Below are 24,042 nucleotides of genomic sequence, written 5' to 3'. Positions count from 1 at the left end.
CCATTTTCAGCGCGAGGGTGTTTTTATCTTGCGCCCCAGCCCCCTTCTTCACACGATTGAAGGAGGGTACCTCATGATGGTAGGCTGAAAACTTTTTTCTTTTACTCTTCTCTTTTCCCCACCAACTGCACACGACTCGCGGATATCTTTTTTTTAACCAGATATGTAGAACGAACAAAAAAGAGCGCATACCGGTGGTCGGGGGGTCGAAAACATCCTTTAAACCTTTAAGTTAACAAGAATTTTGTTTACCTCTGCACAAAATTTGTGGAAAAAATTTTCGAAAGCCATCACAAATGTCCCCTTTTCTCTTATAGACATTTTTGATAAAATTAAGTTATTGGTTGAAGAATACTAAATGTAGGAGTGACGGCAATGCTTTTGTTTTTTGGTAAGTTTATCTTGCTTTATTTGTTCCTTTCAATTGCATTTGCCTTATTCAAAGTGCTGTATTACAATATCGGCAAAAAATTCGTTTCGAAGACGGCTGAAGGAACCATATTGCATTGGGCTTTAAGTGTTTTTGTTAAAAACGGTACGAAAATGGATAGTAATGATTACTTTGTTATGGCTGTCTTGGCGGCTTTATTTACGATTTACTTATGAGCCTCTGCCAAAATAAAAAATTCCCCTTAAACGAGGCATTGGAAAATTAATGATCCCGTTTTTTTTGCTTTTCTTCCAGATTTTCAAATTCAACAGAAATAAAATGGGCATTTTTCTCCAAAAAAGGGCATACGTATCCTGCCTTCACAAAATGGGTGTTTTTTTCAATGCCCTTTGTGGAAAGGAGATGCTATATTGAACTTATTCACATATCCACCTGTGAATAACTTAATTCGCTCTTTGTAGTCGATGGCGTGTCCATCCACAATTGGCCTTTCCTGTTTGATGGTACGCCATATTTGCCATGATATGCATAGATATCATACACCGATCTACATGCGCTTCAACTGCCTGCTTTCCACGCTTGTGAACACGACGGAGACTGTATCCGTCTTTTAGAATGCCAAAGATTCGTTCGATGATCGTTCTGGCACTATATAACATTTCAAATGTACGCCCATGTTGGGGCAACTCGACATCTACTTGAGGAGCTTGATCGAAGTCTATCCGAAATACTCTTCCTTGTGCTGCTCTATTACAACATTCCACGTGATTCGCCAGCGGGCAGGTGAGTCCTTCTTGTTTGGCATTTGGATGGAATACAGGACAAGTGTAAATATATTGCCCCTTTTCCCGATCTGATCCCCTAAGTTCCATTTTATGTTCACTGATACAGACGGGTATACCATACCGATTGATTTTTTCAATTCCCCGGGCGGCAGTTGGTTTATCTTTACGGTTCCGTGGGTTGATGGGTGCCACCAATTTCGCCTGTAATACATCCTTTGTCACTTTTTGATTTTCCGGCGTTTGGTAGATTCCATCTGCCAAGATAAAGTCCAACTGCTCAACCATCTCGGGGTTCTCCGCCTTAAACGTCTCCAATGTCGTTTCTAATGTTTTCCCATCAGGTGTATTTCCTTTGAATACTTCCCGCGTCAAAGGCAAGCCGGATTTCACCCCGCATACCATTGATAATTTATGCGCAATATAGGAGACTGCAGTACTTTTACGCATTACCCCCGCGTTATCATCCGTAAGAATTCTAGGGCAATCGCAATCCCCTTCGCAAGAACACGTCTTTCTTGTTTTATTCAACGTTGCTTCTGCCTCTATATGTGATGTATCCACGGCGGCTGCTTCCTCAACCGTTTCAACCACGCCTTCCCCTTTATTATATTCAACCACCAATAGCCGGGCTTTTTCCCAAAGATCATTTGTTGTCATGATTTGATCAAAGCGAGCAAAGGAACGGTAACTCGGAATTTTCTCCGTAAAACCACACATGGCGGCAAATAGCGGGTTTGATTTCACTTGTAAATAGACACTCTCAACCATCACTTCAATATATTGTAAAGGGGCCCGTTCAAAAGCACGAAAAAAGGGCATGAAATGATGTGGTTTTCTCCCTGCGGGAGAGGGATGAAATAATGGAGACGCAGACTTATCTTCTTCCTCGGGTATTGAAAATAGTGCTGGCTGGATTTCATCAGAATGATTATGTGCTCTTTCATTTTTTAAGTGCAAGTATAAAAGGGTATAGTAATCTCGTTCAACCGGTTTAAAAATCTCCCATGGAAAACACACGGCTGGAATGACAAAGGGTATATCAGCATAGTCTTGCCAATTGTGGGGAATCAAATTTTTTTGTATTGATAAATCTCTGGTTTGTGTTAGACTAGAAATAGTCATGAAATCACTCCTTGGATACTAGGATATTGGGTCATACTTTATCTTACCAAAGGAGTGGCTTTCATGGCTCTTTTTTTTTCAAAAATAATCATTCTTTTTCCGTTTTACAATATTTACCATGGGAATGAGTAGCCTAATCTATTAAAACTAGTCCAAAACCGACCGTAATTAAAAAATTTAGATATTGGTAATAAGCAAATTTATCCATTGAAATCAAAACTCGCCATTTCTTTTTTATATTTGTCATAATTTTCTTACCAATATCTTTTTTCTTTAGTGGAATAAATCCACGATCTTTAATTGTCTGACTGCCTACTGCTAAGGGGATATAGAATTTTGGCAAAGGGTCTATAAAAAACTCCTGGATTTATTCCAGGAGTTTTTTATTTTGTTGGATATCCATTGTTTTTACAGAATTGTTTAATCTTCTTATGCTTTTTTGAAAACTTTTTGCACGCTTGTTTGATCCCATGTGTATAAATATCTTTTAAGAACTGTTGGGCGACGCCAGCAAATCCCGCAGCTGTTAGAAGTGCAATTAGCTCTTCTAACGAGAGATATACAACATAGGGTATTGCAGGTACAAACATAGGCTTGATTTGATTATCTTCTTTTACCGCAAACTGTTTCCCTTCCTCTAAAAATTTCACTTGTTCTGTTGGCAAATTTTCATAAAAAGTCGCCATATTTTCTACTTGATCTGGAGAAAAACCAATTTGAAGTGCTTTTTGGCGGTCTACAGAATACGTAAAATCATCATTGATTTTCAGTGCTTCTTTTACAAACTTTTTCGCTTTTTCCATGTCTTTTTCATCAATATTTTGTACAACATCGCTAACCTCTTGATGATTGGTCAAGATCTCTGTAGCACTTTTTGCCTGTACTGTAGTTGCTGGTGCACTCAATACTACTGTAGTAAGAAGTGCAAATACTGAAAAAACTGCTAACACCCTAGCCTTCATATTTTTCATACAAAGACAACCTCCTATAGTTTATTTTTTCAAGCAATATATTAACATATAAACCAATTTTATGGAAGCGCTTTTTTATAAAAAATACAAAATTTTAATTTTTTCTCTGACCCGTATATAATCATCCACAGACAGCCCATACATCAGTTGGCATCGTCTAACTAGGGCCTGCTGAACGAAGCCGATTCTGAGTTTGTCTGCAAGCTCTGTCTCAACATATAGAAGAATTCTTTTGCGAAAATGGGTGACTTTATCTTCTCCATACGTTGAATCGGCTTTCGAGTGCAAGCTTTTCACTGGATTTGTTGTAAAACCCTAGCATTTAAATGGTTGCCAAAGCTGTCAGCAACCTTGCCAAATATAGGAATTTTGCTTATTCAGCAAGCCCTAACTAGAGTGGCTTGTTTTACCGTAATAGCCTCTTGTCGTTATTCTTTTCTCTTTTGTATGGATAGAAATAAAGAGCAGCATGGCAGCTGAGCCTCCGGGATCTAGCGAACGACCTTTTCTCTCATCAGCTGGCTTTTTACCGTACAATTGCCAGACTGCATAAAGAAAGGATGTTTTTGCCGTTGGAAGGAAGACTTTTTCTTTTTCACCGCAATAGCTGCAAAAGCTTTTTTCTGTCGCCAGTCTATAATTCTATTCACTCGATACCCGCTTTCCGTTGCAGCGCTTTTACAGCTTGCACCGTTTCGTCTCCGTAAAACCCATTAGCGCTGTATTTTGGGAAAGAGCTCGCAGCAATCAAACATTTCTGTAGCGTGTTGAACTGGAAACCGGACAACGCTTTTTTTAGAATGGCCTCTGTGCATTTATTTGGAGCACGCGATTTTAAAAAGTCGGCTTCCTTTGCTATCCTTTTAGTTATAAACAGAAAAGAAAGGAATAGCGAAATGAAGAAGCATTTAATTTCCGCCATCTCCATTGTTTCTGCCGTGTCAGCACTGTTGTTTCTGGCCGGCCTGTGGATGGTTTTTGAAGACCAGCAGACGAAAGCAACAGGCGTAAAGACGGAAACTGCCAGAACCGGCAAAAACACGTCAAAAGCGGACGGTACGAAACAAATCACGATTACAGCAATCGGCGACTCGCTGACAAGGGGAACGGGAGATACAGCAGGAAAGGGGTATGCGGGTTATGTTGCGGATCGTTTAAAGAAAAAAACGAAGAAGGCTGTTCTGCTCCAAAACAATGGTATCAAAGGGCTTACTTCAAGCGGGCTGCTTGAACAGATCAAACAGCCGCAAATCAAACGCGAACTCCGGAATGCGGATATCATTTTGCTGACCATCGGCGGCAATGATTTGTTTGCAGGCGGGGAGGCGCTTGGCCATTTGGATAACGCTTATATCGAAAAGTTGGAAAAGCCTTATTTGGTCCATTTAAAACAGATCTATGCAGGGATCCGGGCGGTAAACAAAACGGCAACCGTCTATCACGTCGGGCTGTATAATCCTTTTATTGATCTGTCTCAGGCGAAAACCACCTCTGCGATCGTCCGGAAATGGAATTTTGATTCGGCTTCCGTCGCAGCTGATTTTCCAAAGGTGGTCTATGTGCCGACATTTGACCTTTTTGAACTGAATGTGAACGACTATTTGTACAGTGACAAATTCCATCCGAATATGGCCGGTTATCAACTGATCGGAGAGCGTGTTGCTTCCCTGATCCATTATCGGGAGGAGAAAGCGAAATGACGACGATTCCCGCACTTAAGGTTATCGATGTCCATAAAAAAATTGGCAGGAAAGAAATCATCAAAGGCATCAGTTTTGAAGTGATGCCGGGAGAGGTATTCGGATTTCTCGGGCCGAACGGGGCAGGGAAGACAACAACGATTCGGATGCTGACAGGTCTGATCCGCCCGACTTTGGGAAAAATTTTGATCGGCGGAAAAAACGTACGGACCGAGTTTACGGAAGCAATGAAAAATCTCGGTTGCATTGTCGAAAATCCGGAGATGTACCCGTTTTTGACCGGGTATGAAAATCTTGCCTATTTTGCACGGATGGATCCGTCCATTCAGAGAAACAGGCTGGATGAGGTGGCGGCGCTCGTTGGCTTAACTGGCCGGATCCATGATAAAGTAAAAACATACTCTCTCGGCATGCGGCAAAGGCTTGGCATTGCCCAGGCACTCCTTGGGAACCCGAAGCTTTTGATTCTTGATGAACCGACAAACGGGCTTGACCCGGCAGGCATCCGGGAAATGCGCGAATTTATCCGGTCGCTTGCCGAAAAAGCGCATTTAAGCGTCCTTGTTTCTTCGCATTTGTTAAGCGAAGTGCAGCTGATGTGCGACAAAGTGGCCATTATCCATAACGGCCAGGTGATTCGGACCGGGAATGTACATGAGCTGCTTTCCGAAAAAGCGCGTACCTTTTGGAAAGTTGCGCCAATAGAGAAAGCACGCACCTTGCTTCAGGCGGAGACACAGGTGGCAGAAGGAGAAGATGGCCTCCTCGTGACCCCTTATGATGAAGAAAAAAATGCTTTATGGAACGAAATGCTCGTTCAAAACGGGGTCCGGGTGAAAGAAATGAAGGCCGTGCTGCCGGCGCTTGAAGATTTGTTTTTGGAACTGACAGGGGGCAGGAAAAAATGATCCAACTCATATACAATGAACAGCTGAAGCTTTGGAAGAAAAAGCGGATTCTTGTCATTATCTTGATTATCGCCTGCCTTGTTCCCATTTTTACCTACGCGCAGTACAAAGAATCGAAAGCGCTGCAGGAAAAAATCGGGACAACCGACTGGCGGGTTAAGCTCCAGAAACAAATTGTCGATACGCAAAACCGGCTCGGATCGGCAAGCCTTTCTGATGATTTTAAAAAATATTTGCGTATCACATTGAGTCAGGAACAATATTATCTCAACCACAACATCAATCCGAACGCGCCGGGTGCCCCGACGTTTATGCGGGTATTTATTGAAAATGCGATCGGCATGCTTTTGCCGCTGTTCGTCATGGTGGCGGCAAGCGATATCGTGTCTGCTGAGGCGGGCAGCGGGACAATCAAATTATTGCTGACGCGCCCTGTGAAAAGATGGCGCATCCTGCTTAGCAAGTACATTGCCATGCTGCTGTCCGTTTCGTTTATTTTGCTGTGCACTGCCGTATTCACCTATGGTATTTCCGGACTGGTATTCGGCTACCACGGCTGGAACATGCCCATACTTACCGGTTTTACGATAAAAGGGGACGAGCTCCTTACATCACATGTGCATGCTGTTTCGCAATGGAAATATTTGCTCATGGCGTTTGGCCTTGCCTGGTTTGTCGGCGTCGTTTCAGGCAGCCTCACATTTATGCTTTCTGTCTTGTTGCGCAGCACGGCCGCCGTAATGGGGATTATGCTGTCCTCATTGATTGCCGGCGCCATTTTGACCAATATGGTATCGGCATGGCCAAGCGCAAAATATTTGTTTATGGTGAATTTGCAGCTGACAAATTATCTCAATGGTACAAGCCCGCCTGTTGCAGGCATGACGCTCGGATTTTCGGTTGCTGTGCTGCTTGTGTGGCTTTTTCTCTCGCTCGTGGTTTCTTTTGTTGTGTTTACAAAACGGGATGTTTATTAAGAAAAACGGAATTCCGCCAATTTCCGGTAAAATTTTTTCGCTGCATTAATACAATGATAAAGCAGGATTTTTTACGGGGCAGCACGAATTTCGTATGATAAGCAAAGGGGGAGATGCTGTGTTTCAACGGTTTGTCGTTGGGATGGGGATTGCTGTGTTTATGTTTATTGCAGGTGTCACTTATTTTTACTTTAACAAAGGAGAAGCGATTGCAACGGAGGCAGCACCTTCGAAAAAACCGGCTGCAGAGGAAGAGACGGCTGCAAAAGCGGTTATACAGGAAAGCTTCTGCCAGAAGACGCCTGAGCGCAAACTTTCGGCATACAAAAGCATGAGCGAAGAAGCATTGGTGCAGGAAGTACATAATATGACGCATCAAAAAGTGGCGGCAAATGAAAAATGGGGAGCTTCCGAAATCACAAAAGAAAAGGTGGACGCCCTGTATTCGGCAATTAGCAATCAAACTTTTGCGGATACAGAACTGCAGGATATGCTGCTCGGTATATTAAAACCGTGGAAAAAAGGCGATTTCAGCAATGCGGTGAAGGCCCATAATGAGATTTGGGCCTACCAGAAAGGCAACATCGGAAAAGCGGAGCGGCGGCTGACGCCTTCTGAAGAAGCGGCATATATTAAGGAAAATTTCAAATGACATCAGGAAGTGGAAACGGTGAAAATTTTAGGTATATCCGGCTCGCTTACCGGTGAGAAGACCTCCATTGGTGTATATGAGGTGCTTATGGCAATTAAAGCGGAAGATCCGGAAGCGGAAACTGAACTGCTCGATTTAAAAGATTATGAAGTGGAGTTTGCAAGAGGGTTTCCACTTTCTTATTACAATGATGATACGATTGCGGCCGTTAATAAAATGCTTGAAGCGGATATCCTTGTTTTTGGCTCGCCAATTTATCAGGCGTCCATTACAGGCGCTTTGAAAAATTTGCTCGACCATTTGCACCGCGATGCTTTTCAGTCCAAAGTATGCGGCATTGTGATGAACGGCGGCTCGGACAAACATTTTCTTGTTGCTGAATACCAGCTGAAACCGGTGTTAACCTTTTTAAAGGCCACCTGTGCGGTCCGCAATGTTTTTATCCACAATGATGATTTTAATGAGGACAATGAAATCATCAATGCCGATATCCAGGCACGCATCCGAAAGCTTGCGCAGGAACTGTTGCAATTGGGAAAAGCTTTCTCCGGAGGCAATCCTGGAAATTTGGGATGATGCACTTTTGCAGCATGGTGCTGCAGCCGTTGCGCGCGGGCGGTAGCGTATCATCAGCGAAGCTTAGCGCAGGCGTGCTTAAAGCGAAGGAAGGCGCCGGATATTTTTGCCGCTATCTTGCCGCATGCATGCAGCACCAGCAGAAGGATGAAAAATTCGGGCAATTTTTTAGGATAGACAGAAGGCGAACACTTTTCCACGCTTTCTGAACGTTGTATCGTTCTTTAGGAAGAATAAAAAAAGCGCCGGCGGGCAGCCGGCACTTTTTTACTGCAATTCCCTTTTCAAAATCTGTTCTGCATGTGCAACTTGTTCTTTTGTCGGCGGTTCGACACCTTTGAGGGGATAGTCGATGCCGAGCGCCTCGTATTTGTAGACGCCTAACTTATGGTACGGAAGGATTTCGATTTTTTCGACGTTTGGCAGCGAATGGATAAAATCAGATGTTTTTTGCAAATCTTCTTCAGAATCGACGCCGGGAACGAGCACATGGCGGATCCAGACTGGAATATGCTTGTCAGCGAGATACCCGGCGAAATCGAGAATATGCTCATTTGACATGCCGGTGAGCCATTTATGCTTTTCCGGGTCAATATGCTTGATGTCCAATAATACAAGATTTGTATATTTCATCAATTCATCCAGTTTTTCCATAAACCGGGAACTGCGCGAGAAACATCCGCCTGCTGTGTCAATGGCAGTATGGACGCCAATTTCTTTGCACGCTTTAAACAATTCGATCAGAAAATCGAGGTGCAAAAGCGGTTCGCCGCCGCTCACTGTAATGCCGCCGTGGGAAGCTTCAATAAAAGGCAGGTAATCGCGCACATCGCTCATAATCTCTTCGACGCTCATTTCATTGCCTTCATTGATTTTCCACGTATCCGGGTTATGGCAAAATTTGCAGCGCAGCGGGCAGCCTTGCGTAAATACGACATAGCGGATGCCGGGCCCGTCGACCGTGCCAAATGATTCAGTGGAATGAATGCGCGTTGTCATGTTCATCTCAATCAAATCCTTCTATATAGATTCCCCATAAGTTAAGTGTTAAATAGGGGGGGAGGGGGCATGCAGGCGCATGCCGCCCGAATCAGTTTACATCATTTCATGGAACGTCCGGTTAATGACTTCAAGCTGTTGTTCCCTTGTCAATTTGATGAAGTTTACCGCATATCCCGATACACGGATCGTCAATTGCGGATATTTTTCCGGATGATCCATCGCATCCAGCAATGTTTCGCGATGCAGGACGTTGACGTTTAAGTGGTGCGCTTTTTTCGCCATATAGCCATCCAGCATGCCGTCCAGGTTGGAGACCTGTGTTTCTTCTTCGTGTCCGAGCGCTTCCGGGACAATCGAGAAAGTGTTGGAAATGCCGTCAAGCGAATATTTATAAGGCAGTTTCGCAACAGATGTCAACGATGCGACTGCGCCGTGCGAATCGCGGCCGTGCATCGGGTTTGCGCCAGGGGCGAACGGTTCGCCTGCTTTCCGGCCGTCCGGTGTGCTTCCTGTTTTCTTGCCGTATACGACGTTCGATGTAATCGTCAGGATCGAAGAAGTATGGACAGCGTTCCGGTAAGTCGGATATTTTTGCAGTTTTTGCATAAACGATTTGACGAGATTGACGGCAATTTGGTCGACGCGGTCATCATTGTTGCCGTATTTCGGATAATCGCCTTCGACTTCATAGTCAACGGCAAGGCCATCTTCGTCACGGATGACTTTTACTTTCGCATATTTGATGGCGCTTAGAGAGTCGGCCGCAACAGACAAGCCGGCAACGCCGCAAGCCATCGTGCGCAGTACATTGCGGTCATGCAATGCCATTTCAAGCCGTTCGTAGCTGTATTTGTCATGCATATAATGGATGATGTTTAAAGCATTGATATAAACGCCTGCAAGCCAGTCAAGCATCCGGTCGTATTTTTCCATTACTTCATCGTAATTGAGATATTCCGAAGTGATCGGCTGGAACGGAGGTGCGACTTGCATTTTATACCGTTCATCAACGCCGCCGTTAATCGCATATAGCAAAGCTTTTGCCAGGTTGGCGCGGGCGCCGAAGAATTGCATTTGTTTGCCGATCCGCATCGCCGATACACAGCAGGCAATGCCGTAATCATCGCCGTATTCTTCACGCATTAAGTCGTCGTTTTCGTACTGGATGGCGCTCGTCTTGATCGACATTTTCGCGCAATATTGTTTCCATTTATCCGGCAGTTTCGTCGACCAGAGCACGGTCAGGTTCGGTTCCGGCGCAGGGCCGAGGTTGTCGAGCGTGTTCAGGAAGCGGAACGAGTTTTTCGTAACGAGCGTACGGCCGTCCAAAGCCATACCGCCGATCGATTCTGTTACCCATGTCGGGTCGCCGCTGAACAGTTCATTATATTCTTCCGTCCGTGCAAATTTGACGAGGCGGAGTTTCATGACAAAGTGGTCGACGAGTTCTTGTGCTTCCCGTTCAGTCAAGACGCCGTTTTTCAAATCTCTTTCAATATAAATGTCAAGGAAAGAGGATGTGCGCCCAAGGCTCATGGCCGCGCCGTTTTGTTCCTTAATGGCAGCCAGATACGCGAAATACAGCCATTGGAAAGCTTCTCGTGCGTTTGAAGCCGGTTCGGAAATATCGAATCCGTAGCTTTGTGCCATTTGTTTCAATTCCTGCAATGCGCGGATTTGTTCCGAATGTTCTTCGCGTTCGCGGATGACTTCTTCTGTCATCAAGCCGCAGCCGATTAAGTCAAGATCTTTTTTCTTTTGTTCAATTAAATAATCTACCCCGTAAAGTGCAACGCGCCGGTAGTCGCCGATAATGCGGCCGCGACCGTAAGCATCCGGAAGGCCGGTTACAATGCCGGCATGCCGTGCAGCTTTGATTTCCGGCGTGTAGGCATCGAATACACCCTGGTTATGGGTTTTCCGCCATTCTGTAAAAATATGTTTGATTTCCGGATCAATTTCATAGCCGTAAGATTTTAAGGCGCTTTCTGCCATCCGGATTCCGCCAAACGGCATCATCGAACGTTTGAACGGTTTATCGGTTTGGAAACCGACAATTTTTTCAAGTTCTTTGTTTAAATACCCCGGGCTATGCGATGTAATGGTGGATACAATTTTCGTATCCATATCCAGGACGCCACCTTTTTCGCGTTCCTGTTTCGACAGTTCCATGACCTGGTCCCATAATTTTAAAGTGGCTTCAGTCGGACCGGCAAGGAAGCTTTCATCGCCTTCGTAAGGGGTTACATTTTTCAAAATAAAGTCCCTTACGTCGATTTCTTTTTGCCAGTTTCCTCCTTTAAAGCCTTCCCATTGTTTTTTAGAGAGCGGTGCTTTTGTCAGCAATTGTTCAGTCATTTTAAATTGGCCTCCTTTAAGCCTATTAATGAGCTGCCTTCAGAATTGGATGTTTGTTTGTTAAATAGTGAACATTTCTTATTACGCTTTCATTTTAGCACGGGCGATTTTAAAAAGATAGTGATAGCGTTCACATTTTAGGGCCGGAAAATGCAGTTGTCAAAGAATGTTCAAAACATTTGGCCGTAGATATATAATAGAAAAATGCGATGAAAGCGTGTTATAACACAAATTGATCAGTTTTTCACATGATTATTTTTCTTGGGAGGAGTTTGTAATTTGGTAACATGATCAATATTTCACAAAATCGACACAGCCAGATGAAAGCGGTTGCGGTATATTTTTCGTGTAAGCTTGAATTTTTTGCTTACATTTATAAGCTGGATCATGGTATTCCCCCCTATATGACATCCATTTTTTTAACTTTAAGCGCTGATGCAATTAGAATGGCAACTTCTAAAACGAGTAAAATAAATATACTGTAATGAATATTTAAATCGTCTGTATATAAGCTATTCACTTTGCCTAAATTTTGTTTGAAACCCATTCCGTAATTACTAAGGGATAAATAATAAATATACTTTGGCAGCCCTTTTTCACTAATTGAAATGCAGGAAAAAACGATATAAATATTGACGATCAGAAACGCAATGCGGGAATTTAAAAACATTTTCAAAAGAGACTGGAGGCTGATGATAACATAGATCATCAAAAAATAACTGAATAGCAATATTCCCATTCCATTATTTACATTCACTTGCCCCCAAAAAACCCTGATCAAATTGATAAGGCACTGGCAGCCAATGAACACCAGTAATGATGGCTGTCAAAAGCCCCTTCCTGTGTAATCGCTTCATAAACGTTCAAAATATATACAAACACAAACAGGGAAAAAGGGGATATGATAGAAAGGCAGTTGTTTGTGATGTTTTTCACAATTTAACATTTTTCAGTTGGAGATGGTGTTTATGTACGAGGCCGTTGAATCTGTTGTTCAAATGGCGTTAAATAAGAAAAAATATCTGGAAGAATCCCTGCTTCGTTATGTGACAAAAGCAGTGTTGGCAAGTATGTTTATCGGTTTTGCCATTATTATTTGTTACCGTCTTGCCGAGCCATTTTTTGATGCGAAGTCTCCGGTTACTTCCTTTATGGCTTCCATATTTTTCGGTGCAGCGCTCGTGCTTATTATGTTTGGCGGCGGCGAGCTATTTACCGGCAATACGATGATGATGACGATGAGCACGGTAAAAAAAGCGACAACTTGGAAAGATGCGCTCACAAACTGGGTGGCAACGTATGCCGGAAATTTGATGGGGGCGGCGATTTTCGCACTGTTTATCCATTACAGCGGACTCTATGCAGATTCGGATAACAGCCAGTTTTTAATGTCGGTTGTGGGCGGGAAAATCAGCCTGACAACAGCCCAAATGTTTTTCCGTTCGATCCTTTGTAACTGGCTTGTTTGTTTAGGGTTCTGGGTTCCGATAAACGTAAAGGGGGACGGGGCTAAAATCGCTTCGATGATGCTGCTCGTGTTTGGCTTCGTCATTTCGGGCTACGAACACAGCATTGCCAATATGGTGCTGTTCGCGCTCGCACTTGCTGCCCCGCACCCGGATACGATTACACTCGTTGGCATTTTGCACAACCTCGGCGTGGTAACGCTCGGAAATATGATTGGCGGCGGCGTCTTTGTCGGTGCCATGTACGCCTTCTTAACGTCAAAGAAAAAAGAAAAGGTGCCGGTTGCTGTTGTGGACACACACACCGTATCCCCTTTTTCTGCTGAAAAAATCAAGTAATATTAAAAAGAGCTGCCTTTTATTCAGGCAGCTCTTTTTAATATGGGATTAACCGCTCCGGCCCGTCAGCTTTGGATCAGCTGCAGGAATTGCTTGGTCCGTGCGTTTTTTGGATGATGGAACACTTCTTCCGGTTTGCCTTGCTCCAGGATGACGCCGCCATCCATAAATATCACCTTGTCCGCAACTTCGCGGGCAAACCGCATTTCGTGTGTCACAACGGCCATTGTCATGCCTTCTTCAGCAAGCTCCTTCATCACATTCAGCACGCCGCTTACAAGTTCCGGATCCAGTGCGGATGTCGGTTCGTCAAACAGCATCACTTCCGGCTCCATGGCAAGCGCCCTCGCAATCCCGGCGCGCTGCTGCTGGCCGCCGGAAAGGCTTGCTGGATACGCCTCTTTTTTATCAAGCAGGCCCACCTTTTCCAGCAGCATTTCCGCTTTTTTTGCTGCATCCTGGCGGTTTTCCTTTTTTACAATGACCGGCCCCTCAATCACGTTTTCGAGAACCGTTTTATGCGGGAAAAGATTGTACTGTTGGAAAACCATGCCGGATTTTTGCCGCAAAGCTGCGAGTTCTTTTTTACCGGGATGCTGGGAAAAGTCAACGGATACATCATCGATCTGTATCCTGCCTTGATTTGGAATTTCAAGGGCATTCATACAGCGGAGCAGCGTGGTTTTGTCGGAACCGGACGGGCCGATGATGACGATCACTTTCCCTTTTTCAATGGTTAAGTCAATGCCTTTCAGCACTTCAAGGTTGCCGAATTGTTTATGTAACCCTTCTATTCGAATCATACAGGTCCCTCCTTACTTGCTGATGTATTTATCAAAACGGCCTTCCAATTTTTGCTGGATTATTGAGAGAATCAAACAAATCACCCAGTACAAAAAGGCGGCTTCGACATACAGCAGCATATATTGATAGGTGGTGGAGGCAATTTCCTGTGCTTTACGGAACAGATCGGCCACCAAAATTAAGGAAGCAAGAGATGTATCTTTTACAAGGCTGATAAACGTATTGGAAAGCGGCGGCACCGATACGCGGACAGCCTGCGGGAGCACAATTCTTCTTAAAGCCTGCGCATAGTTCATCCCGATCGAATACGCTGCTTCCCATTGCCCCTTTGGAATCGATAAAATCGCTGCCCTGATCACTTCTGATGCATATGCGCCGACATTGAGCGAAAAGCCGATAATGGCGGCCGGAAAAGAACCAATGGTAACATGCACGGACGACAGCCCGTAAAAAATGATAAATAATTGCACAAGCAACGGGGTCCCGCGGATTGCTGAAACATAGACGCGGGCGATCCATTCCAGTATTTTAATGCCGGAAATCCGTGCCAGCGCTGTAGCGAGCGCCAGCACAAGACCGATACAGAAAGTGATGATCGTTAATGGAATCGTATAATGCAAAGCTCCCTCCAGCATCGGCAGAAGGGAACTTTGCACCAAATGCAGCTGGTCGCTGCTGATAAACGCAAGGTTATTGGGAAACATCTTCACCAAACCATTTCTTTGAAATTTTTGTTAACGTGCCGTCTTTTTTCATATCTTTCAAAGCATCATTTACTTTGTCTGTCAGTTTCCCTGAATGTTTCCGGAACAAAAAAGCGGATTTGCTTGCCTCGTTTGCTGTAGCGGCAACTTTAATGGCAGCATTCGGTTTTTGTTTTTTGTAGTCCAGATAGGTCAGGGAATCATTGACGGTGGCATCCACACGGTTTGAAGTCAAAAGCTGGACCGCTTGGTAAAAACCTTCCACACTTACGATATTGGCGCCATTTTTCTTGGCAATAGTAGCAAAGTTGCTTGTAAGCGACTGGGCTGATTTTTTGCCTTTTAAATCAGCGAAGGACTTGATATTCGTGTTGTCTTTGCGGACAAGGACAACGGCTTTTGAAATCGTATAGGGTGTTGATAAGTCATATTTTTTCTGGCGGTCTGCACGGATCCCGACCTGGTTTGCGATCATATCAAACCGTTTGGAATTGAGCCCGGCAAACATGGCATCCCACTGGGTTTCTTTAAATTCGGCTTTTAATCCGAGCCGTTTTGCAACTTCTTTCGCCACATCGATATCATAGCCTGTTAATTTCCCGTTTTTATGGAAAGAAAATGGCGGGTACGTTCCTTCTGTTCCGATCAAAAGGACGCCTTTTGATTTGATCTGGTCGTATAAGTCATTGGATTTTGAAGCCTGCTGGTTGTCCGTATTTTTTCCGCATGCCGTTAAAGCAAACAGCAAGCTGAACACGGCCAGCCATTTGATGTATTTTCTCATGTTGCCAACTCCCTTTCATGATTTTTGCAGTCTATGCCTATGCTTTAAACAGCATTTTGTATTGTAAACAAAGGGGTAAAAATATCCAGAAAAAAAGGCTTTGTATCGTAAAATGGGTTAGCGGCAGAAAGGGGGGATAAAGCGGAACCGGCTTGAAAAAAAGCCGGCAGTTTTTCAAGATGTTTGAGCGCACGGTCAGCGGATATTGATGAGCAGATAAAGAAACCAGACGGCGTGATGCTGTTCGTCTTTTGCCGCTTCAAGAAACGCCTGCTTCATGGCAGGGCTATTTGCGGAACGCGCCAATTCTCTGTAAAAATCGACCGTGTTTTGTTCGTCTTTCACGGCAAATTCAAGCCCTCCTTTGTAAGTGGAAGGGCAGGCTTCGCTGATTTGCGACTGCGGCCTTCTGCCTGTGAGGTTCGTGTAAAACTGCGAAAATGTCTGGAAATGGCGGATCTCATCATCACGGATTTCCATAATGATGTTCCGGGCTTCAGCCGACGGGGCTCTTCTTGCGATTTGCTCGTAGCAGGCGATGGCGCTGTATTCGCCGTTTATTGCCCGGATCAGATGGGCGAGCCATACTGCCTGCTGATTTCCGACGTCAGGCTGTGTGTTTCTCAAACCGGCATGATTATCAAACGGATGGACAAACATTGGATTCCCTCCTCACTTTCAACCGGTATATCGTATGACGGGCAAAAGCGGATCGTTACGATTTTTTCTCATCCATCCGGCGGACAATGTTTAAAAATTTTCCCGAAATGTTTTATAATAGGAATGTCTATGCCAGATTTCCGTCATATTTTTTAAGAAAAGGAGCAAAGAAATGGAAAAAGTACTTGTTTTCGGCCATAAAAACCCGGATACGGATGCGATTTGTTCAGCGATTGCGTATGCAGAGTTAAAAACAAAATTAGGTGTTGATGCGGAGGCGGTCCGGTTAGGAGAATTGAGCAATGAAACGAAATTCGTATTGGAAACATTCCACAGGGAAGCCCCGCGCCTTGTCCAAACGGTTGCAAACGAAGTGGAAAATGTCATTCTCGTAGACCATAATGAACGCCAGCAAAGCGCGGACGACATTGGCAGCGTGCGTATCCTTGAAGTCATTGACCACCATCGCATCGCCAATTTTGAAACGAGCGACCCGCTCTATTACCGTGCGGAACCGGTCGGCTGCACAGCAACCATTCTAAAGAAACTTTACAAAGAGAACGGTGTGGAAATCAGCAAAGAAACAGCCGGATTAATGCTTTCTGCGATCATCTCCGACTCGCTTTTGTTCAAATCCCCGACTTGCACGGAAGAAGATGTGAAGGCAGCGAAAGAACTGGCTGAAATTGCCGGTGTGGATGCAGATACATACGGCCTTGAAATGCTGAGAGCCGGCGCGGATTTAAGTGACAAAACGGTGGAACAGCTGATTACCCTTGACTCCAAAGAATTTGATATGGCCGGCCATAAAGTGATGATCGCCCAGGTAAATGCCGTTGATACAAATGACGTGCTCGTGAAACAGGCGGAGATTGAACAGGCGATCCAGGCGCAGATTGCAGACAGAGGGCTTGATTTGTTCCTGTTTGTTGTAACAGATATTTTAACAAACGATTCCGCCGCGCTTGCACTCGGCAAATCGGCGGATATTGTGGAAAAAGCCTTTCATGTCAAGCTGGAAAACCACACGGCCACTTTAAAAGGCGTTGTATCGCGGAAAAAACAAATTGTTCCGGTCTTAACCAAAGCCTTTCAGGGCTGAAAAAAGCCGGTGCCGGCACATGGCACCGGCTTTTTTTAACCCGGAGGAAAGGAACGGGGCTTTCAGATCCCCGTATGTTCCTGGGGATTATGCTGTATTTTTAAATTCTTGCTTGCGGAATACCTGCTGTTACCGAATATGGTACCGGTTTTTTCAACCCATGGGAAAGGAACTGGATTTTAACGGCTTTCCGAAAGAAGTCTCCCATCCTCAAGGAATGTGAAGGTGCGAATAGCACCAATGGGTAGGTGGGAGATGAATTTCGGTTGGCTTTAGCCAAAGTTATTTTTCCAATCCTTTTCTCAACAATTCTAAGATTGCGGCTGTTCTAGTTGGAATCCCATTTTCTTTTTTTTCGTTGGCTAGTAAAAGCAACGATAAGTCGAGAAGCCCCCACTTCAATCAAACCGTAAGGTTGATAAGTGGAGGGTAGTTCACAATACCCGTTTGTATGGATATTGTGCCGTGTATTTCGAATTTCCATGGACCAGATTTTTTACCACCCGGGACCGGAACAGGGCTTTCGGATATCCGTATGTTCCGTATAAGGAAGCGGACTGTTTTACAGCTTCGGGAACAGGCCGTGGATGCCGCTTGCGATCATTTGAACCGCCATGACGGCAAGAATCAGCCCCATCAGCCTCGTTATAATGTTAAGGCCGCTTTGCCCGAGTTTGGAAATAATCGAAGATGAATAATAAAACAATACAAAGGTTAAAGCAAGCACAATCGTATAGCCGACTAAAACACTTGCCAAATTTGGCAGGGAATGGGAAGACGTTTGCGCCATGACGGTTGCGATCGTCCCGGGCCCGGCCAGGATCGGAAGGGCAAGCGGTGTAACGGAAATGTCATCTCGCGCTTCGACTTCTTTCCGCTCATTCGGATGCGGGCTTTGCGATCTTGCATTTTTAGCGTGCAGCAGGCTGTAGGCAATCCCGAAGATTAATATCCCCCCTGCAACGCGAAACGCATGAATCGTAATTCCGAAGACCTCGAACAATAATTTTCCAATCAAAAGAAAAACCGTTAATATGATAAAAGAAACAATGACCGCTTTGCGGGCGGTTTTCCGTTTATCCTTTAAGGAATATCCGCCAGTTAATGAAATGAAGATCGGAATATTCCCGATCGGATTCATCACTGCAAAAAAACCGAGCGTAAGTTTTATGATTTCGCCGAACAATTTCCACCCCCCTTTCCGTTTACTTTCTATAGCATTACCCTGTTGGCGGAAAATGTAACAAGGGCCAACGGTTTTTAGATCGGATCCCGCGTTTGAACGGGCGCCTTTACAGAAGCGGATGTCTTTAATATAATGTTCATATCGTTTTGATGTATGCAAGAAAGAGCGCAGTGTTTCACCCGGAAAGCGGGGGAGGATACCTGCGTTTTTGTTGTGACCATCATTTTTACATTTGCATGATGGCGCTTTTTACAATGGGCAACAAGCAGCAATACTTATTTGTTTTTTATATAGATTGTTTGTTTTTTGGGAGGTGAATTATGGATACGGCCGAATTGAAAAAAGAAATCATTGCCTTCAGCAAAAAGATCGGGATCGATAAAATCGGTTTTGCCTCTCCGGATCCGTTTACGGAGCTGAAGCAGCGCCTTATCCGCCAGCAGGAACTCGGCTACCAGTCCGGTTTTGAGGAAAAAGATATTGAAAAAAGGGTGAATCCTTCTTTGATTTTTGATTCGCCCCAGTCGATTATTGCCGTTGCGCTCGCCTATCCGTCAAAAATCAAAGATCCGCCGAAAGGGAAAAAAGGCGCACGCCGTGGGATCTTTTGCCGGGCTTCATGGGGGGAGGACTATCACACCATTTTAAGGGACAAGCTTTCGAAACTGGAAGATTTTCTTAAAGAAAAAGTGGAAGGAGCCCGCTGCAAATCAATGGTCGATACAGGGGAACTCTCCGACCGGGCGGTAGCCGAGAGGGCCGGCATAGGCTGGAGCGGAAAAAATTGTTCGATCATCACACCGGAATTTGGTTCCTATGTGTACTTAGGCGAAATGATTACCAATATTCCGTTTGAACCGGATACGCCTGTCGAGGACCAGTGCGGGGACTGCCGGAAATGCCTGGACGTCTGCCCGACCGGCGCGCTTGTTTCTGCCGGGCAGCTCAATGCGAAACGGTGCATCAGCTTTTTAACGCAGACAAAAGATTACCTGCCGGATGAGTTTAAAGGGAAGATCGGCAACCGCGTGTACGGTTGTGATTCGTGCCAGACCATCTGTCCGAAAAACAAAGGGATGGATTTTCATTTTCATGAGGAAATGGAGCCGGAACCGGAAACGGCCAAACCTCTTCTGGAACCGATTCTCCGCCTCAGCAACCGCGCGTTTAAAGAACGGTTCGGTCATATGGCAGGATCGTGGCGCGGGAAAAAGCCGATCCAGCGAAATGCGATAATCGCGCTCGCCCATTTTAAGGAAGAAAGCGCGGTACCGGAACTGATCCGGATTTTGCAGGAAGATCCGCGCCCGGTTATTCGCGGGACGGCTGGCTGGGCGCTTGGGAAAATCGGCGGGGAAGAAGCAAAAGCGGCACTTCTTTCCGCACGCGAACAGGAAGAAGATCCGGATGCCCGCAATGAAATCGAAAAAGGCCTTGCCTTTTTCGAATAGCCCATGCCGCAGTGAACGCGGCACCAGCAGGAGAATAAAAACCAGCCGGCGCATATTTTTAGGATAGACAGTGATGCTGTTTCTTTTGGTGGATGCGGGTGAAAATCCGTTGCTGCGTTAAGAAAGCCCGGGGACCGTTCCTTCGGCTGCCGCTTTTTATGTGCCAAAAGCAGAGCCAACGCAAATTTTCAGCAAAACAAAAGAGCCATTGCGCTTTCAAACTAATTTCCCCCGTTTTTTCATCATATAGTGATGAAGAGAGGGGGTTTTCTGATTGAAAGAACAAATCCAGGCACATCTTGAAAACAGGCTTGCCCACTTTACCGGGCGTGGAACAGAGCGGGAATTTGAAGACATTGAACGAAAAAAGACGGGGCTTTCAAATCGGGATGCCCGGATTGTAAAGGTGAAAGCGGAAGCAAAAGTAACCCGGGCTGACCAGGAGGGAAGCCACAACTTTCTTTATTATACGGTGCACATGCAATATATGATCAAACAAAAAGCGGCTTTTTACATCGAAGAAGCAGTGGAGGAAAGAAAAGCATCTTTTTATGATGGAAGGCTTTATGAAGATGAAGAACTTGTGCCGGATATTCCGGAATGGCGCGGCCCTCAGCCGGATGATAAAGAGCAGAAAGCTGTTTCATCCGGCGGCGAACGGATCGCATATGTGTATGACCGCATGAAAGCTGTCCAGTATGCGGAAAAGTGGTGGAACCGTTTTAATCCGACTTACAAATCGTTCACGGATGACTGCACGAACTTTATCTCGCAATGCCTTCACGCCGGCGGGGCACCGATGCGCGGATACCCGGACAGGGCAAAGGGCTGGTGGATGATGCACAATAATTGGAGTTACAGCTGGACGGTTGCGCACTCGTTTAAGACATACCTGCAGTATTCTAAAACCGGTTTGCGCGCAAAGGAAGTTTCGTCCCCGCAGGAGCTGAAGTACGGCGACGTTATTTGTATCGATTTCCAGGGGGACGGCCGGTTTGACCATACGCTCATTGTCACAGGCTATGATTATTACGGCATGCCGCTTGTGAATGCCCATACGACCAATAGCCGCAAACGGTACTGGACATATGAAGACTCTTCCGCCTATACGCCGAATATCCGGTACAAGTTTTTTACCATTGAAGATGACAGTTGAGAAACGTGTTATAATAAGTCCCGAGGTGACAAATGTTGAGCTTGCATGTTGTATTGTACCAGCCGGAAATTCCCGCCAACACAGGCAATATTGCACGCACTTGCGCGGGGACCGGGACAACGCTCCATCTGATCCGCCCGCTCGGCTTTTCAACGGATGATAAAATGCTGAAAAGAGCCGGGCTGGATTATTGGAAGCATGTGAATATTGTCTATTATGATTCACTGGAAGAATTTTTTGAAAAAAATGCGGACGGCGAGATTTACTACATTGAGACGTTTGGCGAAAAGCCGTTTACGGATTTTGACTTCAGCGATCCGGACAAAAATTTATATTTCATGTTCGGCCGGGAAACCTCGGGGCTGCCGAATGACTTGATTGAAAAAAATAAGGACCGCTGCCTGCGTATCCCGATGACAGACAAAGTGCGGTCGCTTAACCTTTCCAATACTGCCGCCATCCTTGTGTATGAAGCATTGCGGCAGCAGCATTATCCGGGATTAAAATGACAAAGGGCCGGGCTGGTTTATCTCCCGGCCTTTCGTTTGCGGAAAAGCTCCAATGCCGAAAATGGTTCGGGAACATCCGGCCTTTTGCCCATGGAAGATGCCCGATACAAAAAAATCTTTCGAACGTTAAGCTTGCACTTAATACTCCGGTTCTTGCTCGCGAAAGTTTTCCCCTTTTTCTTCGTATCCGGCCGTAAAAATGGCAGACAGGAATGAAATCGCTACCAATATAATAAGGAACGTTTTCAATTGGACATTCCCCCTGTTTTTCCTTCTTTGAACCCCATTATAGCCCATTTCACTGAAAGATGCACCTATTTTCAATTTTTGAACGTATCGGTTTCATCAGGATCCACCGGCTCTAAACCAAGTTTTCCCATCTCTGTCTTTCGCCGCCATCCGATGTCCTCCCGCTCCGAATGAGGTTGTCTCTTTTTATCATGTTCCCTCGCTTGGGGGCATAGATTATATAAACGTCTCTTCAACAAGACTAAGGGGAGGTACGAAATGGATATTCTGAGGAAACTCACAAACTACCGTGAAGAAGAGGAAAAACTGAGATGGGAAGGAACGTTCAGGGATTATCTTGACTTGCTGAAAGAAAAGCCATGGGTTGCACAATCCGCTCATTCCCGAGTTTACAATATGATTAAGGATGCCGGTGTGGAGGAAGTAGACGGAGTAAAAAAATACCGTTTTTTCAGCCATCAATTATTCGGTTTGGAAGAGGCGCTTGAAAAATTGGTGGAAGAATATTTCCACCCGGCTGCGAAAAGGCTGGATGTCAGAAAACGGATTTTATTATTGATGGGACCTGTAAGCGGCGGGAAATCCACGCTTGTGACGATGTTAAAACGGGGCCTTGAAGCGTATTCGCGGACTGAACAGGGTGCTGTTTTTGCCATCAAAGGCTGCCCGATGCATGAAGATCCGCTCCACTTGATTCCGCAACATTTGCGGGCGGATTTTTACGGGGAATACGGCATCCGGATTGAAGGTAATTTGTCCCCTTTGAATATGCTGCGGCTAGAGGAAGAGTATGGCGGAAGGATTGAAGACGTGCTCGTTGAAAGGGTCTTTTTTTCCGAAGACAAGCGCACGGGGATCGGCACATTCAGCCCGTCGGATCCGAAATCGCAGGATATCGCGGATCTGACCGGCAGCATTGATTTTTCGACCATTGCTGAGTACGGTTCCGAATCGGATCCGCGCGCTTACCGCTTCGACGGCGAACTGAACAAGGCCAACCGCGGCATTATGGAATTTCAGGAAATGCTCAAATGCGATGAGAAATTTCTCTGGCACTTGTTGTCGCTGACGCAGGAAGGAAATTTCAAAGCAGGCCGGTTTGCGCTGATTTCTGCCGATGAATTGATCATCGCGCACACGAATGAGACTGAATACCGCTCTTTTATTGCCAATAAGAAAAACGAAGCTCTGCACTCGCGGATTATTGTCATGCCGGTTCCGTATAACTTGCGGGTAACCGAGGAAGAGAAAATTTATGAAAAAATGATCCGGGAAAGCGACGTGGCGGATATTCATATTGCTCCGCATACGCTGAAAGTTGCGGCCATGTTCACTATTTTAACAAGGCTGCGCGAACCGAAGCGGGCGGATATCGATTTGCTCAAGAAAATGCGCTTGTATGACGGGATGGCAGTAGAGGGGTACAATTCACAGGATGTAAAGGAACTGAAAAATGAATATCAGGATGAAGGCATGTTCGGGATTGATCCGCGCTATGTCATCAACCGTATTTCCTCTACGATCATCAAAAAAGAAATGAAATCCATCAATGCCCTCGATGTGCTTCTGTCTTTGAAGGAAGGGCTTGACCAGCATCCGTCGATTACCCCGGAATTGAAAGAGAAGTATTTGAATTTCATTTCTTTAGCGCGGAAAGAATACGATGAAATTGCCAAAAAAGAAGTGCAGAAAGCATTTGTATATTCGTATGAAGAGTCGGCGAAAACGCTGATGGACAATTATCTCGACAATGTAGAAGCATTCTGCAACAAAGTGAAGCTGCATGATCCTTTGACAGGAGAAGAAATTAACCCGGATGAAAAACTGATGCGGTCGATCGAAGAACAGATCGGCATTTCGGAAAATGCAAAGAAAGCGTTCCGGGAGGAAATTCTCATCCGCATTTCGGCTTATGCGAGGAAAGGGAAACGGTTTGATTATAATTCACACGACCGTCTCCGTGAAGCGATCCAGAAAAAATTGTTTGCGGATTTAAAAGACGTTGTCAAGATTACAACATCTACAAAAACGCCGGATGAACAACAGTTGAAGAAAATCAATGAAGTGGTGGCACGTTTAATTGATGATTACGGCTATAACTCCACATCGGCCAATGAACTGCTGCGCTATGTCGGGAGCTTGCTGAACCGGTAATCCGGCAGCCGGGCGATATCAGCCCGGTTTTTTCTT

General features: G+C 45.2%; 23 protein-coding genes. 12 read left to right on the top strand and 11 right to left on the bottom strand.

The genetic code is table 11. The features are described 5' to 3' along the window. Positions 1 to 375: 375 nt before the first annotated feature. The gene (locus tag NSQ19_RS11440) at positions 376 to 606 is read left to right on the top strand and encodes a hypothetical protein (protein WP_237348429.1); all 231 of its coding nucleotides are present in this window, start codon (positions 376 to 378) and stop codon (positions 604 to 606) included. 228 nt (positions 607 to 834) lie between these two features. Here NSQ19_RS11440 and NSQ19_RS11435 read toward each other — a convergent pair whose 3' ends face one another. From NSQ19_RS11435 to NSQ19_RS11425, 3 genes are all read right to left on the bottom strand, one after another. Then, the gene (locus tag NSQ19_RS11435; RefSeq protein WP_340702873.1) at positions 835 to 1,944 is read right to left on the bottom strand and encodes a transposase; all 1,110 of its coding nucleotides are present in this window, start codon (positions 1,942 to 1,944) and stop codon (positions 835 to 837) included. A 487-nt stretch (positions 1,945 to 2,431) separates the two neighbouring features. Further along, positions 2,432 to 2,641, bottom strand: coding sequence for a hypothetical protein (locus NSQ19_RS11430; RefSeq protein WP_133537726.1), 210 nt, complete (start codon positions 2,639 to 2,641; stop codon positions 2,432 to 2,434). A gap of 40 nt (positions 2,642 to 2,681) precedes the next feature. Then, positions 2,682 to 3,269, bottom strand: coding sequence for a hypothetical protein (locus tag NSQ19_RS11425; RefSeq protein ID WP_340702872.1), 588 nt, complete (start codon positions 3,267 to 3,269; stop codon positions 2,682 to 2,684). Positions 3,270 to 4,165: 896 nt separating this feature from the next. Between NSQ19_RS11425 and NSQ19_RS11420 the strand changes: the two genes are divergently transcribed. From NSQ19_RS11420 to NSQ19_RS11400, 5 genes are all read left to right on the top strand, one after another. Beyond that, the gene (locus tag NSQ19_RS11420; protein WP_340702871.1) at positions 4,166 to 4,969 is read left to right on the top strand and encodes a GDSL-type esterase/lipase family protein; all 804 of its coding nucleotides are present in this window, start codon (positions 4,166 to 4,168) and stop codon (positions 4,967 to 4,969) included. After that, positions 4,966 to 5,877 (top strand): ABC transporter ATP-binding protein, encoded by a 912-nt coding sequence (locus tag NSQ19_RS11415; protein WP_035189488.1) that lies wholly within the window; start codon positions 4,966 to 4,968, stop codon positions 5,875 to 5,877. The genes NSQ19_RS11420 and NSQ19_RS11415 overlap by 4 nt, the downstream gene beginning before the upstream one ends. After that, on the top strand, positions 5,874 to 6,854 hold the full coding sequence (locus tag NSQ19_RS11410; protein ID WP_035189491.1) for an ABC transporter permease subunit: 981 nt from the start codon (positions 5,874 to 5,876) through the stop codon (positions 6,852 to 6,854). The genes NSQ19_RS11415 and NSQ19_RS11410 overlap by 4 nt, the downstream gene beginning before the upstream one ends. 118 nt (positions 6,855 to 6,972) lie before the next feature. Then, positions 6,973 to 7,506, top strand: a complete 534-nt coding sequence (locus tag NSQ19_RS11405; RefSeq protein WP_017551797.1) for a DUF6241 domain-containing protein — start codon at positions 6,973 to 6,975, stop codon at positions 7,504 to 7,506. An 18-nt stretch (positions 7,507 to 7,524) separates the two neighbouring features. Beyond that, complete coding sequence (locus NSQ19_RS11400; protein WP_340702870.1) at positions 7,525 to 8,082, top strand: NADPH-dependent FMN reductase; 558 nt, start codon at positions 7,525 to 7,527, stop codon at positions 8,080 to 8,082. A gap of 267 nt (positions 8,083 to 8,349) precedes the next feature. Here NSQ19_RS11400 and pflA read toward each other — a convergent pair whose 3' ends face one another. From pflA to NSQ19_RS15775, 3 genes are all read right to left on the bottom strand, one after another. Next, positions 8,350 to 9,087 (bottom strand): pyruvate formate-lyase-activating protein, encoded by a 738-nt coding sequence (gene pflA, locus NSQ19_RS11395; protein ID WP_340702869.1) that lies wholly within the window; start codon positions 9,085 to 9,087, stop codon positions 8,350 to 8,352. A gap of 90 nt (positions 9,088 to 9,177) precedes the next feature. After that, positions 9,178 to 11,442 carry a formate C-acetyltransferase gene (gene pflB, locus NSQ19_RS11390; RefSeq protein WP_328196785.1) on the bottom strand — a complete coding sequence of 755 codons (2,265 nt, stop codon included), beginning with the start codon at positions 11,440 to 11,442 and terminating at the stop codon, positions 9,178 to 9,180. Between the two features lie 400 nt (positions 11,443 to 11,842). After that, the gene (locus NSQ19_RS15775) at positions 11,843 to 12,253 is read right to left on the bottom strand and encodes a DUF2705 family protein (RefSeq protein WP_367587342.1); all 411 of its coding nucleotides are present in this window, start codon (positions 12,251 to 12,253) and stop codon (positions 11,843 to 11,845) included. 157 nt (positions 12,254 to 12,410) lie between these two features. On the opposite strand from NSQ19_RS15775, the gene NSQ19_RS11385 reads away from it, so the two are divergent. Next, the gene (locus NSQ19_RS11385) at positions 12,411 to 13,247 is read left to right on the top strand and encodes a formate/nitrite transporter family protein (RefSeq protein WP_013860230.1); all 837 of its coding nucleotides are present in this window, start codon (positions 12,411 to 12,413) and stop codon (positions 13,245 to 13,247) included. A 65-nt stretch (positions 13,248 to 13,312) separates the two neighbouring features. On the opposite strand, the gene NSQ19_RS11380 is transcribed toward NSQ19_RS11385, so the two are convergent. The 4 genes from NSQ19_RS11380 to NSQ19_RS11365 form a co-directional block, all read right to left on the bottom strand. Beyond that, a complete protein-coding gene (locus NSQ19_RS11380; RefSeq protein WP_340702868.1) occupies positions 13,313 to 14,050 on the bottom strand; it encodes an amino acid ABC transporter ATP-binding protein in 738 nt (245 codons plus the stop codon). A gap of 12 nt (positions 14,051 to 14,062) precedes the next feature. After that, positions 14,063 to 14,755, bottom strand: coding sequence for an amino acid ABC transporter permease (locus tag NSQ19_RS11375; RefSeq protein WP_340703182.1), 693 nt, complete (start codon positions 14,753 to 14,755; stop codon positions 14,063 to 14,065). After that, the gene (locus NSQ19_RS11370; protein WP_340702867.1) at positions 14,742 to 15,539 is read right to left on the bottom strand and encodes an amino acid ABC transporter substrate-binding protein; all 798 of its coding nucleotides are present in this window, start codon (positions 15,537 to 15,539) and stop codon (positions 14,742 to 14,744) included. The genes NSQ19_RS11375 and NSQ19_RS11370 overlap by 14 nt, the downstream gene beginning before the upstream one ends. Positions 15,540 to 15,734: 195 nt before the next feature. Beyond that, a complete protein-coding gene (locus tag NSQ19_RS11365) occupies positions 15,735 to 16,199 on the bottom strand; it encodes a ferritin-like domain-containing protein (protein WP_340702866.1) in 465 nt (154 codons plus the stop codon). A 172-nt stretch (positions 16,200 to 16,371) separates the two neighbouring features. On the opposite strand from NSQ19_RS11365, the gene NSQ19_RS11360 reads away from it, so the two are divergent. Further along, a complete protein-coding gene (locus tag NSQ19_RS11360) occupies positions 16,372 to 17,301 on the top strand; it encodes a manganese-dependent inorganic pyrophosphatase (protein ID WP_340702865.1) in 930 nt (309 codons plus the stop codon). A gap of 562 nt (positions 17,302 to 17,863) precedes the next feature. On the opposite strand, the gene NSQ19_RS11355 is transcribed toward NSQ19_RS11360, so the two are convergent. After that, on the bottom strand, positions 17,864 to 18,487 hold the full coding sequence (locus NSQ19_RS11355) for a MarC family protein (protein WP_017554411.1): 624 nt from the start codon (positions 18,485 to 18,487) through the stop codon (positions 17,864 to 17,866). A gap of 320 nt (positions 18,488 to 18,807) precedes the next feature. On the opposite strand from NSQ19_RS11355, the gene queG reads away from it, so the two are divergent. The 4 genes from queG to NSQ19_RS11335 all read left to right on the top strand — a co-directional run bounded on the left by queG (position 18,808) and on the right by NSQ19_RS11335 (position 24,006). After that, positions 18,808 to 19,938: a tRNA epoxyqueuosine(34) reductase QueG gene (gene queG / locus NSQ19_RS11350; protein ID WP_340702864.1), complete on the top strand. Its 1,131-nt coding sequence runs from the start codon at positions 18,808 to 18,810 to the stop codon at positions 19,936 to 19,938. Positions 19,939 to 20,212: 274 nt separating this feature from the next. Next, on the top strand, positions 20,213 to 21,094 hold the full coding sequence (locus NSQ19_RS11345) for an amidase domain-containing protein (protein WP_340702863.1): 882 nt from the start codon (positions 20,213 to 20,215) through the stop codon (positions 21,092 to 21,094). A 35-nt stretch (positions 21,095 to 21,129) separates the two neighbouring features. Beyond that, positions 21,130 to 21,603, top strand: a complete 474-nt coding sequence (gene trmL, locus NSQ19_RS11340; protein WP_026104866.1) for a tRNA (uridine(34)/cytosine(34)/5-carboxymethylaminomethyluridine(34)-2'-O)-methyltransferase TrmL — start codon at positions 21,130 to 21,132, stop codon at positions 21,601 to 21,603. 507 nt (positions 21,604 to 22,110) lie between these two features. After that, positions 22,111 to 24,006 (top strand): PrkA family serine protein kinase, encoded by a 1,896-nt coding sequence (locus NSQ19_RS11335; protein WP_017554414.1) that lies wholly within the window; start codon positions 22,111 to 22,113, stop codon positions 24,004 to 24,006. Positions 24,007 to 24,042: the final 36 nt, after the last annotated feature.

This window comes from Weizmannia sp. FSL W8-1119, assembly GCF_038008605.1.
In the GTDB taxonomy this organism is placed as follows: domain Bacteria; phylum Bacillota; class Bacilli; order Bacillales; family Bacillaceae_C; genus Weizmannia; species Weizmannia coagulans.
Note: the sequence above shows the minus strand (reverse complement) of the source record. Positions and strands in the feature narration are given on the sequence as shown.